General features: G+C 34.6%; 12 protein-coding genes. 3 read left to right on the top strand and 9 right to left on the bottom strand.

The annotated features are described in order from the left end of the window. Positions 1-3: 3 nt before the first annotated feature. The 3 genes from ccoG to FLV_RS09005 all read left to right on the top strand — a co-directional run bounded on the left by ccoG (position 4) and on the right by FLV_RS09005 (position 2,960). Complete coding sequence (ccoG, locus tag FLV_RS09015) at positions 4-1,422, top strand: cytochrome c oxidase accessory protein CcoG (RefSeq protein ID WP_243233049.1); 1,419 nt, start codon at positions 4-6, stop codon at positions 1,420-1,422. A gap of 230 nt (positions 1,423-1,652) precedes the next feature. Further along, positions 1,653-2,102, top strand: a complete 450-nt coding sequence (locus FLV_RS09010) for a FixH family protein (RefSeq protein ID WP_243233047.1) — start codon at positions 1,653-1,655, stop codon at positions 2,100-2,102. Between the two features lie 156 nt (positions 2,103-2,258). Continuing rightward, positions 2,259-2,960, top strand: coding sequence for a sulfite exporter TauE/SafE family protein (locus FLV_RS09005; RefSeq protein ID WP_243233045.1), 702 nt, complete (start codon positions 2,259-2,261; stop codon positions 2,958-2,960). A 783-nt stretch (positions 2,961-3,743) separates the two neighbouring features. Here FLV_RS09005 and FLV_RS09000 read toward each other — a convergent pair. The 9 genes from FLV_RS09000 to prfB form a co-directional block, all read right to left on the bottom strand. After that, positions 3,744-4,229 (bottom strand): hypothetical protein, encoded by a 486-nt coding sequence (locus FLV_RS09000; RefSeq protein WP_243233044.1) that lies wholly within the window; start codon positions 4,227-4,229, stop codon positions 3,744-3,746. A gap of 253 nt (positions 4,230-4,482) precedes the next feature. Continuing rightward, positions 4,483-5,847 carry an oxygen-independent coproporphyrinogen III oxidase gene (gene hemN, locus FLV_RS08995; RefSeq protein WP_243233042.1) on the bottom strand — a complete coding sequence of 455 codons (1,365 nt, stop codon included), beginning with the start codon at positions 5,845-5,847 and terminating at the stop codon, positions 4,483-4,485. A 119-nt stretch (positions 5,848-5,966) separates the two neighbouring features. Further along, complete coding sequence (locus tag FLV_RS08990) at positions 5,967-6,443, bottom strand: hypothetical protein (protein ID WP_243233040.1); 477 nt, start codon at positions 6,441-6,443, stop codon at positions 5,967-5,969. 110 nt (positions 6,444-6,553) lie between these two features. Further along, positions 6,554-6,901 carry a hypothetical protein gene (locus FLV_RS08985; protein WP_243233038.1) on the bottom strand — a complete coding sequence of 116 codons (348 nt, stop codon included), beginning with the start codon at positions 6,899-6,901 and terminating at the stop codon, positions 6,554-6,556. A gap of 101 nt (positions 6,902-7,002) precedes the next feature. After that, the gene (locus FLV_RS08980; RefSeq protein ID WP_243233036.1) at positions 7,003-7,425 is read right to left on the bottom strand and encodes a DoxX family protein; all 423 of its coding nucleotides are present in this window, start codon (positions 7,423-7,425) and stop codon (positions 7,003-7,005) included. Between the two features lie 119 nt (positions 7,426-7,544). Next, on the bottom strand, positions 7,545-9,173 hold the full coding sequence (locus FLV_RS08975; RefSeq protein ID WP_243233035.1) for an acyl-CoA carboxylase subunit beta: 1,629 nt from the start codon (positions 9,171-9,173) through the stop codon (positions 7,545-7,547). Between the two features lie 134 nt (positions 9,174-9,307). Next, positions 9,308-10,306, bottom strand: coding sequence for a UDP-3-O-(3-hydroxymyristoyl)glucosamine N-acyltransferase (gene lpxD / locus FLV_RS08970; protein ID WP_243233033.1), 999 nt, complete (start codon positions 10,304-10,306; stop codon positions 9,308-9,310). Between the two features lie 331 nt (positions 10,307-10,637). After that, positions 10,638-11,084, bottom strand: a complete 447-nt coding sequence (gene msrB / locus FLV_RS08965) for a peptide-methionine (R)-S-oxide reductase MsrB (protein ID WP_243233032.1) — start codon at positions 11,082-11,084, stop codon at positions 10,638-10,640. Between the two features lie 103 nt (positions 11,085-11,187). After that, a protein-coding gene (prfB, locus tag FLV_RS08960; RefSeq protein WP_110348204.1) for a peptide chain release factor 2 occupies positions 11,188-12,286 on the bottom strand; the annotation gives its coding sequence in 2 pieces (ribosomal slippage) (positions 11,188-12,222 and positions 12,224-12,286; 1,098 coding nt in all). Positions 12,287-12,381 lie beyond the last annotated feature (95 nt).

The raw sequence follows: 12,381 nt of genomic DNA, 5'->3' as shown, positions 1-12,381 counted from the left end.
ACCATGTCAAATTTACCAGACGAAGCTTTTAGAGATACCATCGGAACTATTGATGAAGGCGGAAAACGAAAATTTATTTTCCCTAAAAAACCGTCTGGTAAGTTTTACGATTATCGCAAAATAGTCAGTTATGTTTTATTGGGGATTCTGATTGCAAATCCGTTTATAAAAATTAACGGAAACCAATTTATGATGTTCAATATTGTTGAACGTCGTTTTAATATTTTTGGATTCCCTTTCTGGCCGCAGGATTTTTATCTTTTTGTGATTTCATTGCTTGTAGGGGTTGTCTTTATCATTTTGTTTACTGTTGTTTTCGGAAGGATATTTTGCGGATGGATTTGTCCACAGACTATTTTCCTCGAAATGGTTTTCCGCCGGATTGAATATTGGATAGACGGTGACCGCGGTGCCCAATCACGTTTGGCAAGACAGGAATGGAATGCTGATAAAATCCGAAAAAGACTCACGAAATGGTTTGTCTTCTTCCTGATTTCTTTCGGAATAGCAAATGTTTTTCTTGCTTATTTGGTCGGTAGTGATACCTTGTTTTTAATGATGGAGCAAGGGCCTGTTTCGCAGGCAAGTAACTTTATTGCGTTATTGATTTTTACAGGTGTTTTTTATTTTGTTTTTGTATGGTTTCGGGAACAGGTTTGTATCATTGCCTGTCCTTACGGCAGATTACAAGGAGTACTTTTAGATAATAAATCGATCAATGTGGCTTATGATTTTGTTCGTGGCGAAAAAGAACAGGGTCGTGCCAAATTTAATAAAAAAGAAGACAGGGCTTTAACCGGAAAAGGAGATTGTATCGATTGCCATCAATGTGTGCATGTTTGTCCGATGGGAATTGATATTCGAAACGGAACACAATTAGAATGTACCAATTGTACCGCCTGTATCGACGAATGCGACTCGATTATGGACTCAGTGGGTCTGCCAAAAGGATTGATTCGTTATGCTTCTGAAGACGAAATAGAGAAAAAAGAACCTTTTAAATTCACAGCCCGAATGAAAGGATATACAGCAGTCTTATTTATCCTGTTGAGTGTTTTTGTCGGAATGCTGTTTTTAAGAACCAATGTCGAAGCTATTATTTTGCGTTTGCCCGGACAGCTTTTCCAGCATAAAGGCGATAAAATCAGTAACGTTTACACCTATAAAATCGTAAACAAGACCATGAAAGATTACAGCGATATTCATTTTGAGCTGATTGATCAGAAAGGCGAAATCAGCAAGGTGGGAGAACAGCATTTTAAAGTAGCAAAAGAAGGAATTTCGCAGGGAACATTATTCATCGAAATCAATGAAGTTCTTTTGGAAAGTGATAAGACAAAAGTTAAAATTGGTGTGTACAACGGTAATGAATTATTAGAAACTACAACAACTAATTTTTTAGGTCCGAGAAGTTTTAATTAAGCAACAAACTTTTTTAAGGTATAATTTTAAATATAACCCTTTGGGTGTAATTATTAAACGTCAGTTCGAGTGTTTTTTGTGCAGAGAAACGGAACAAAAAATGTATCGAGAACCATCTTTAATGATGATTTTTCTGTTCTCGATACAATCCCGATGAAAAATCGGGATTACTCGAACTGACGAAAAATCATTATCAAAACTAATTACTCCCATTTTAAAATAACAATATTATGAAAATCAATTGGGGAACAGGAATTGTCATAGCATTCGGATTGTTTATGACTTTCATTTTATATTTTGTTTTTGAAGTACAGTCAAACAGTAAATACGACAATGATTTAGTTGTTGAAGAGTATTACAAACACGATTCGCATTTTCAGGACGAAATGGCACGCATTCAGAATGCACATGATTTACAGTACAAACCTTCGATTAAGTATGTCGAAGACGGAGTAAAAATCACTTTCCCGGAAACTTTCGAAAGCAATAAACTAAAAGGAAACGTTTTGCTTTATCGTCCTTCAAACAAAAAGTTTGATTTTAATACCCAAATTGCTTTAACAAATTCATCTATACTTATTCCGCAAAAGAAATTGGTAAAAGGACGCTGGGATGTCAATATGGAATGGCAGTATGAAGGCAAAAAATACTTAACCAAAGAGGTTATTTACGTTAATTAAAAAACGTGAGCAGGTAAAAATTGAAGTTATTTTTAGTTTTTGAATCTGCAAAATCTGCTGAATCTGCGTGCCAAAATTTTCACGCAGATTTTGCAGATTCAGCAGATTTTAAAAATTATTTTAATCATTAAATCTGTTGCAAAAAATAAAAAATAAATGTTGTATTCAGCTTTCATATTAGGACTTATCAGCAGTTTACATTGCGTGGGGATGTGTGGTCCAATTGCAATGATGCTTCCGATTGATCATCAAAATGAAGCTAAAAAAGTAATGCAGATTATCACCTATCATTTAGGCAGATTAGCTGCCTACGCCACAATAGGATTGATTTTCGGACTCTTAGGAAGAGGTTTTTTTCTGGCCGGATTGCAACAGAAAATGTCAATTTTTATTGGCCTGGCGATGATAATTGCGGTTTTAATTCCGGAAAGAATCTTTTCTAAATACAATTTCTCTAAACCGGTTTATAAAGTTATTTCAAGCCTAAAATCTACTTTGGGAAGCCAATTTAAAAAGAAAAGCTACAAATCTCTATTTACGATTGGATTATTAAACGGTTTCCTGCCCTGCGGAATGGTCTATGTAGCTTTATTTGGAGCCATAGCGATGCAAAGTGCTTCTTTTGGCATTTTATACATGCTTTTGTTCGGATTGGGAACGATACCTTTAATGACGATTGTGGTTTATATTCATTCTTTACTAAAACTGCCCTTTCGAAATAAAATTCAAAAAGCAATTCCTTATGTCGCTGTAATAATTGGAGTTTTGTTTATTCTCAGAGGTTTAGGATTAGGAATTCCGTATGTTTCTCCCTCTAATATGAGTTTGTTTGTACAGGGGAGTCCTGATTGTCATTGAAAATATCAATTTGCGAAATCTGATGCTTTCCTGCAAGGTCTTTTTTTGACCTTGTAGGTATTCCGTTAGGTTAATAATACCTACAATGTTTTGTAAACCTTGCAGGAATGAAAATCCGTGCCCACTTCAATCTGGTGCTCGTTTGCAACGAGTACCTGTTTACTTATAGAAACTAAATAAAGCGTTTGCAACGCGACTGTTTACATGAATTCCCTACAAATTTATAATGACCTTTTGTTTTAATAACCGCATTATAAATGTTACAATTTATCTTTTAAATTTATGTAGGCACTCGTTGCAAACGAGCACTAGAGGGAGCAAACTGAGTTCTATTTATGTCAGAAGCGCTGTATCTGAGGTAGAATGGGTGTAATTCATGTTAGAAACGTTGCTTCTAAGGCAAACCGAGTTTTATTTATGCCAAAAGCGCTGCGTTTGAAGCAAACTGAGTTCTATTCATGCCAGAAGCGCTGCATCTGAGGTGAAATGAGTTTAATTCATGTTAGAAACGTTGCTTCCTGAGGCAAATCGGATTTTATTTGTGTAAAAGCACTGTGTTTGAGAAAACTGAGTTGTATTCATGCCAGAAGTTCAATCTGGTGCTCGTTTGCAACGAGTATCTGTTTACTTATAGAAACTAAATAAAGCGTTTGCAATGCGGCTGTTTACATGAATTCTACAAATTTATAATGAACTTTTGTTTTAATAACCGCACTACAAATGCTACAATTTATCTTTTAATTTATGTAGGCACTCGTTGCAAACGAGCGCCAGAGTGAGTTATTAATTGATGATATGAGGAGGGACAGGAAACATTTTATCAAACTTGTCAAATTTTATTTTTCTATTTATCGGTTTTAACTGTTTGTAAATTTTCAAATTATCCATCCATTCTTCAAATTCCCAAAACTCTTTTGGTCCTTTATGACCGTGTAACATTAATCTTTTACTGTCTATTGAAAAAGCTATTGTTGTTCCATCGTTTATTTGATCATTTAATAAGACAGAATCTTTAATGGGGAATTTAAAATCACAGATTAAACTATCTAATATTTTTTTCTCATTCTGTTCAAGCAAAAAATAGTACAAACCTTTTTTTCCAAAAGGATAATAATCTAAATAGTAAACTGTATCTGAAGAATTAAATTTTAATCTATAACTCGTTTTAATATTACCTTTTGAATAAGTAAAGTTTGTAAAGCAACTTTCTTTTTTCTTTTCGCAACTACAGAATAAAACTAATACTATTATTGAAATGAGTTTTTTCATTTTTGAAATATTATTTTTCACTAACTGTTTGTTTTCTGATTATTCTCTTCTGCGTAATTTCGGCACAACTAGCCTATAACTAGTAAATATGCGAAATAAACATTCGCAGATCTATCCAAATTTAGATGTATATACGAAGGTTTTTCGTTTTATATTTTTTCAAATATAATCTTTTTCGTTATAAATTACACTTTCACCTCAATTAGCTGTGACAAAAAATATCTATTCAAATAATATAAAATCACTGCTCCTTTTAAACAGTCATCGAAAACAAATTAGTTTCCGGTGATTTTCTTTTTAAATGCAAATCAAAAGCCATACAGATGTTGCGGACAAATGGTCTTCCGGCTTCTGTAATAATGATTTTATTTTCTTCAATTACAAGTAACTGATCTCTTTCCATTTCTTTTAAATCTAATAAAACAAAAGGAAGTTCTTCAAAATAAAGAGCTTCGTTATTCCAGGAAGTTTCAAGAGTACAGGTTAAATTTAGGATGTGTTTTCTAATAATTAAATCTTCGTCATTTAAGATATGTCCTTTCACAACCGGAAGCTGGTCTGCGTCTATCAATTGATAATATTCTTCAAGATTTTTATTGTTTTGGGCAAAACCATACCAGCTATCACTAATAGAGGAGACACCTAACCCAATCATCAATTGTGTTTTGGAGGCGCTGTAACCCATAAAATTTCTATGCAGGGTTTTATGCTGTGCTGCTTTATACAGACTGTCTGAGGTTAAGGCAAAGTGATCCATGCCAATTTCATGATAACCATATTTAGAGAGCATTTTTTTTCCAATTTCGTATAGTTTTCTTTTTTCGGCATCTTTTGGCAAGTCTTCGTCATTAAATCCGCGCTGCCCGTTTCCTTTAATCCAGGGCACATGAGCGTAGCTGTAAAAAGCCAGTCGGTCCGGTTTTAAAGAGTTTGTTTTTTCAACGGTGTCAATAACATTTTCTATGGTCTGAAAAGGCAATCCGAATATAATATCATGCCCGATGGAAGTATAACCAATTTCTTTTGCCCAAAAAGTAACTTTGGCAACATTATGAAATGGCTGAATACGGTGAATCGCTTTTTGCACTTTTTCGGAATAATCCTGAACTCCGAAACTCACTCTGCGAAAGCCTAAATCATATAGTTTTTTTAGCTGTTCGTAAGTAGTATTATTAGGATGGCCCTCAAAACTGAATTCGTAATTTTCAGCTTTATCTGCCAAATTAAAAATACCGTTTATAAGATTTTCTAAATTATTTACAGAGAAAAAAGTAGGAGTTCCACCGCCCAAATGAATTTCTTTTATAATGGGTCTTTCAGAAAGTAAATCGCAATATAAACTCCATTCTTTTAAAACAGCCTGAATATACTTTTCTTCAACCGAATGGTTTTTGGTAATTCGTTTGTTGCAGCCGCAAAAGGTACACATACTTTCACAGAAAGGTAAATGGATGTATAAACTTATTCCGTTTTTAGAGTTGCTTTCTGTAAATGATTTTTGGAGCGATTCAATCCATTTTTGTTGGGTAAAGTCGTTTTCATTCCAATAAGGAACAGTTGGATAACTTGTATATCTTGGTCCCGGAACATTGTATTTTTGAATCAGTGAAATTTCCATAAAAAAACAATTTAGAGAATCAAAATTACTTTATTACCTAAGAAATTAAAATGATAAATATCATATTAGAACTAAAATAAAAAGAGACCCATGATGAGCCTCTTTTCTGAATTAAATAACTAACGTGAAATAGAATCTTGAATGATTTTAAGCCATTTTTTTGCAAACTGATGATCTTGGTAAGCGCTTATTTGTTTGATGCGGTCGTCATCAAAATCATAGAATGGTATTGTGATTTTTTTAGAAGTTTCCTTTTCCTGAAATTCAAAATCTATTTTAAGAATAGTGTCTGAATTTCCATCAGTAGTCAAAACTAATTTGCAGGAAGAAACACTTTTTAAATCTAAAAACGTTGATTCCTGTTGATTTGGATTAAAATTCATCAGAATGAATTTTCTGTTTTTTTGGTCTATAGTAAGTGTTTTGTTGCTTTGAGATTCAGTTAAATCAAAATCCTGCGGATGAACCGGATTAAATTTCTTTTTAATATTTAGAATTTTAGATTTGTTTGCAGCACTTGATCGTGCCGAAAAATAGATGGGAATGGCTACTATGACCGCAATCACAATACCAATTAAGGTTATACTTGTTTCCATGTTTTGAAATTTGATAAATAATATGAAATTGTAAAAAGTTTTTGCGAAAAGAAACAGTTTCACAAGTTAGAGGGAAAGATTTCTTTTCGTTTAAAATTTCAGGGATTTATCTACCAAAAAAAGTGGAAGGCATAGAGCAATAATGTTATTTTTTTGCTCTGAATTGAAAATTGATGCGTTAAGTCGAAGGTAGCTTTAATCGTTTCATGCTGTGAAAGAACAGGCAATAACGAATCAAACCATTTAATTACGATCGGATAATCTGTTTTGATACTGGCAGCAAATTGATAATTGCCCTGAGGCTGAATGAATGCTGATGAATCGGTAATATCTTTAGAGAAATTGCTGTCCGTTTTTTGACTTTCGGTTTTTTGCACAGGAAATTCGTTTGCCTGAGCAGCAAAAAGCCCCATAATCAAAAGTGATACAAAAATAACGGTTTTACGAATCCAATTCATGGAGGCGAATTTAGTTCATAAAACACAATTAAAGAAATTTAAAGTGCTAATAACTTCTTAAAAATTATCCTCAACTTAATAAAAGTTGAGGATAAGGTATGTTATTGCTGCATTTTGAAGTAATAATCAGCAGAATGTTTTCCTCCTCCATAAAAAAGGAAGAAAATACAAAGTAATAATACTACTATTGCTAAAACTAAACTCTCAGAGTGCATACGTCCCATAAAGTTTACAAGAACGGCACCAAATAATATGGGTAACTGTGCTGCAATTGCCCAGCGGGTAAGTAAGCCAAAAACAATCATTATTCCGCCAATCATGTGTGCAGGCGCTATGTAATGCAAAAGAAACATTCCGCCTCCATACTGATCAATAGGAGAAATTAAATCATGCAAATACTGAGCATTGGTTACAAATGAAATTCCTTTCATAAATAAAAAAACACCCAAAACAATACGTATTAAATCTACTGGTAAATAAGTGTGCGAATTTGCCCATTTATTCAAACTTTTTACATTTTCCATGATACTACGTGATTAAAAATTATATACTAAGTTACTGATTTTTAGTGAAATATTTATTTTTAAGTAGCTGAAAATAAGTTTTTTACTATTTTTTTAACGTATTTTGAGAATGTTGTATACTAAACTTGAATAACACCCAGATTAAATGGTTTTTGAATAGGAGCATGGTTGGCGGCTTCGATTCCCATAGAAATCCAGGTACGTGTGTCTAAAGGATCAATAATAGCATCAGTCCACAATCTTGAAGCAGCGTAGTACGGTGAAGTCTGTTCGTCGTAACGTGCTTTTATTTTATTGAATAACTCCGTTTCTTTGGCTTCATCTACAACTTCTCCTTTAGCTTTAAGCGAAGAAGCTTCAATTTGAGCTAATACTTTTGCAGCCTGAGTTCCTCCCATAACAGCAAGTTCTGCACTTGGCCAGGCAAATATTAGTCTGGGATCATAGGCTTTTCCGCACATAGCATAGTTTCCGGCTCCATAAGAATTTCCGACAATAACTGTAAATTTTGGTACCACAGAGTTGCTTACCGCATTTACCATTTTAGCGCCGTCTTTTATGATGCCGCCATGTTCCGATTTTGAACCAACCATGAAACCTGTAACGTCTTGAAGAAAAACCAATGGAATTTTCTTTTGATTGCAATTCGCAATGAATCGGGTGGCTTTATCAGCACTGTCTGAATAAATAACGCCTCCAAACTGCATTTCGCCTTTTTTGGTTTTTACGACTTTTCTTTGATTGGCAATAATTCCAACAGCCCAACCGTCAATTCTGGCATAACCGGTAATTAGAGATTGTCCGTAGCCGTCCTTGTAAGCCTCAAATTCAGAATTGTCTACTAAACGATTGATGATTTCCATCATGTCGTATTGCTCGTTTCTGGCTTTTGGAAGGATTCCGTAAATATCCTTAGGTTCTAAAGCAGGCTTCTCAGTTTTGATTCGGTTATAGCCGGCTTTATCAAAATCCCCAATTTTATCTACAATATTTTTTATTTTATCTAAGGCGTCTTTATCGTCTTTTGCTTTATAATCTGTCACGCCTGAGATTTCACAATGGGTTGTAGCTCCGCCTAAAGTTTCATTATCAATAGTTTCTCCAATTGCAGCCTTTACCAGATAACTTCCGGCAAGGAAAATACTTCCGGTTTTATCTACAATCAAAGCTTCGTCACTCATAATAGGAAGATAGGCTCCTCCGGCAACACAGCTTCCCATAACGGCAGCGATCTGAGTGATTCCCATGCTGCTCATTTGGGCATTGTTTCTAAAAATTCGTCCGAAATGTTCTTTATCCGGAAAAATTTCATCCTGAAGCGGCAAATAAACACCGGCACTATCTACCAAATAAATAATGGGCAATCTGTTTTCTATGGCAATTTCCTGTGCACGTAAATTTTTCTTTCCAGTGATAGGAAACCATGCGCCAGCTTTAACGGTTGCATCATTGGCAACCACAATACACTGTTTTCCCCGAATATATCCTATTTTAATCACGACTCCGCCAGAGGGGCAACCGCCATGTTCAGCATACATTCCTTCTCCGGCAAAACCACCAATTTCGATACTTTTAGAATTTTCATCCAACAAATAATCAATACGTTCACGAGCTGTCATTTTACCTTCAGCATGTAATTTCTGAATGCGTTTTTCGCCTCCGCCTAATTTTACTTTGGCAAATTTTTGTTTTAATTCGGAAAGTAATAGTTTATTATGATCTTCGTTTTTATTGAAGTTTAAGTCCATAAGATATTGATGTTTTTGCAAAATACTGTTGGCTAATTTACAAAATAGAAGTTAGTTTTAAAGGGTTTTAAATTTCCAAAAACAAAAAAAACAGAAGCGGACTTCTGTTTTTTGTATATTTTTAAGTTTTGAAATTATTTTTTAGAATCGCAAACCAATCGTTTTAAAATAGCCCATTGTTTCAAAGCATCACGGGCTTCAACTGCCGGATAGCCTAACATTGTTTTGCCTGCTGCAATATCTCCGGTAACTCCCGAACCAGCTCCAACAATAGCTCCGTCACCAATTGTAGTATGGTCTTTTATAGAAGCGCTTCCGCCAATAATAACGCCATTTCCTAAAGTTACAGAACCGGCTAAACCACTGTTTCCTGCCATAATACAAAATTTTCCAAGTTGACTGTTGTGTCCAATTTGTACTAAATTATCGATTTTGCAACCGTCTCCTAAAACTGTTGAGCTGAATTTTCCTCTGTCAACACAAGAGTTTGCTCCAATTTCAACACCATTTCCTATGATTACATTTCCAATTTGTGGAATTTTTACCAGCCCTTTTTCACTGCACGGGCGAAAACCAAAACCATCTGCACCAATTGTTGCATTTGGGTGAATAATACAATCCTGACCAATATGACAACGTTCGCGTACTACAGTTCCTGACCAGATAATTGTATTTTTGCCAATAGTACATTCGTCTAAAATGGTAACGTTTGGATAAATAGTAACATTAGCTCCGATTTCTACTTTTGGACCAATATAGCAGCCGGCACCAATTCTCGTGCCTTCGCTAATGATAGCAGTTTCATCGATAGTTGCTGTTTTATGAATATTATTGTGGAATATTGGGGTAGGCGGGGCAAAAAGAGCCAGAATTTGAGACATAGCCAAATCGGCATTTTTTACCTTAATAAAAGCACGGTTTTCTCCAGGTTCAATAGAAATATCTTCATTAACTACAGCAACTGAAGCATTTGATGCTGCCCAGTATTTTTCGTATTTTTTATTTCCTATAAATGAAATTTCAGAAGTCGTAGCTTTTTCTAATTGCTCGGTTGCCGTTATACTTTGAGAAGTAGAGCCGTATATTACGCCATTAATCACTTCGTTAATTTCTTGAATTGAATAGGATTTCATTGAATTATTTAATTGAGCTTAGGGGTTAATTTTCACCAAATAAAATAAATTAGAATTTAATTACCTAATTAAATTTTTAAGTTTATTAATAAAAGTTTAAAATTGAAGTTTGAATATTGAAAAAATAACATTTTAACTATTAATTTACTGAGTCTTTTTTAATATTTGAAGTTGTGTTTATTGTGCTTTAAGGATAATTAACCTGAAAATTACAGGTCTGTAAAGTATTTGTTTTATTATTAAGTACTGACTTACATTTGTTTTGTTAATTGTTTTGTTTAGTGAAGATTAAAAAAAAGCGATTCACTTTTAAAGGAATCGCTTAGTGTAATTATTCTTTGATTTTAGATAAAGAAACAGCATTGATGCAATATCTTAATCCGGTTGGAGGCGGTCCATCCGGGAAAACATGTCCTAAATGTGCATCGCATACATTACAGGTCACTTCTACACGAATCATTCCGTATGATTTATCGGCATGATATCCAATCGCATTTTCTTTGATAGGTTGCGTAAAAGAAGGCCACCCAGTTCCTGATTCAAACTTTTCAGATGCATCAAAAAGCAGAGTGCTACAACATTTACATTGGTAGATTCCGGGATCAAACAAACTGCATAATTCAGAGCTGAATGATCTTTCGGTACCTTTTAAACGGGTTACCTGAAATTCTTCAGGCGTTAGAAGCTGTTTCCATTCTTCCTCCGTTTTTTTTACTCGTTTTTCAGGAATTGGATTTCCTTTGTTTGTAAAATGAATTACGTCTGCCCATTTTATCATAACTTTTTCTTTTTAGTTGAATGTTTCAGGTTTCAGGTTTCAGGTTTCAAGTTACTGTGAATGCAAATTGCGACTGAATACTATAGATCTGAACACTGAAATATTATTCTTCCTCTTTTTGTCCCATCATCATTAGAAATGCTTTCAGGAACGGATCTATATTTCCGTTCATAACGCCATCGACATCGCTGGTTTCGTAACCGGTACGAACATCTTTTACCAATTTATAAGGCTGCATAACGTAATTACGAATTTGCGAACCCCATTCGATTTTCATTTTTCCGGCTTCAATATCGGCACGCTGTGCTTGTTGTTTCTTTAATTCAATTTCGTATAATTGAGAACGAAGCATCTGCATGGCGCGCTGTCTGTTGTCTTGCTGAGATCTCGTTTCAGAGCATTGAATCTGGATTCCGGTTGGTTTGTGAACCAACTGTACTTTTGTTTCAACTTTATTTACGTTCTGTCCTCCGGCACCACTTGAACGGGATGTTGTAATTTCGATATCGGCAGGATTAATGTCAATTTCGATACTGTCATCAACAAGCGGATAAACATAAACCGATACGAATGAAGTATGGCGTTTGGCATTACTGTCAAAAGGCGAAATTCGGACTAAGCGGTGAACACCATTTTCTCCTTTCAGATAACCAAAAGAATAATCACCTTCAAATTCTAAAGTTACGGTTTTGATACCGGCAACATCACCTTCCTGAAAGTTAAGCTCTTTGATTTTATAACCATAACTTTCTCCCCACATCATGTACATACGCATGAGCATTCCTGCCCAGTCACAGCTTTCGGTTCCGCCGGCTCCGGCAGTAATCTGAACGACGGCGCTTAAACTGTCTCCTTCATCAGAAAGCATGTTTTTAAATTCGATATTTTCAATATGAAGCTGGGTTGTATTGTAATTTTCATCCAGTTCTTCAACAGAAAGTTCTCCTTCCTTGTAAAAATCATAGGCAAGCTGGAGTTCGTCTGTAAGTTCGACAGCTTTGTCGTAATCTTCGATCCATTTTTTCTTGTTTCGAAGGTTTTTTACAATGATTTCTGCTTCTTTTGGTTTGTTCCAAAAATCAGGAGCAAAAGTTTTTTCTTCTTCGTTTGCAATTTCGATTAGCTTGGCATCAACGTCAAAGATACCTCCTCAACGCACCAAGGCGCTCCACAATACCTTTTACTTGTTCGGCTGTTGTCATAAATTAATAGTAGTTTTATATGTTTTTTGCAATTATTACGTTAATTTGGATGTATGATAACCGGCAAGTTAAAATTTATTAAAACTAGCTGTTAA

Origin of the sequence: Flavobacterium pectinovorum (genome assembly GCF_022802975.1) — a bacterium.
Taxonomy (GTDB): domain Bacteria; phylum Bacteroidota; class Bacteroidia; order Flavobacteriales; family Flavobacteriaceae; genus Flavobacterium; species Flavobacterium pectinovorum_B.
This window is presented reverse-complemented; position numbering and strand designations above follow the sequence as displayed.